A 764-nucleotide genomic window follows, 5' to 3' on the forward strand; every position below is an offset into this window, starting at 1 on the left:
CGGCATCCAGACCATGGAAGCGGCGAATGCATACGCGCCCGCCTTCAAGGCGACGTACAACGCGCGTTTTGCGAAGCCGCCGAGGAGCACGTTCGACGCGCACCGGCCGCTGCGTGACGATGAGGATCTGGACACGATCCTGACGTGGCGAGTGATGCGTAAGGTGTCGGACTCGTTGACCGTGCTGAATGACCTCATGATCTATCTTCTGGAAGAAACCGAGGCCAGCCGGAAACTGATCGGCCACTACATCGACGTGTGGGAGTATCCGGACGGTCGCATCGAACTGCGTGCCGACGGCGTCGCGCTGCCCTATCTGCGATACGACAAGCTCGCGGAAATCGACCAGGGGGCCGTGGTTGAGCACAAGCGGCTGGGGCATGCACTGCAGGTCGCGCAGGCGATGCAAGCCCAACGCGATAACCGTCGTGTATCGGGCTCGCCGTCACGCACGAATCGCGGCGAGCCGGTACGCAAGCCTGCAGCCCTGCCCGGCACGAAGAAGCCGCGCGCATTCACGCAGGCCGATCTGAATGAAACGATCCTGCAGCTCGCCACGCAACACACAAAACAGCCAAAGCCTGCATCAAAACCAGGCCGTCGGTCTGCAAGGGCGCACTGAACGCACTGACACGCCGTGCCCGTTCATAAGCAGTCCTTCAACACTGCATGAGTTGAAACCCGTGAAAGACAGACCCCACCAACCCCTGAGACCAGACATTTCTAATTAGCCCAAACCCCGACATTTCAAAAAAGCCTCGACA

1 pseudogene is annotated in these 764 nt (G+C 60.2%); it reads left to right on the top strand.

From position 1 onward, the window contains the following. Window positions 1-622 (top strand): annotated as a pseudogene (locus ACSQ83_RS35915) (ISNCY family transposase); the annotation flags it as partial. Window positions 623-764: the final 142 nt, after the last annotated feature.

The sequence above is a fragment of the Caballeronia sp. LjRoot29 genome (assembly GCF_964252755.1).
Taxonomy (GTDB): domain Bacteria; phylum Pseudomonadota; class Gammaproteobacteria; order Burkholderiales; family Burkholderiaceae; genus Caballeronia.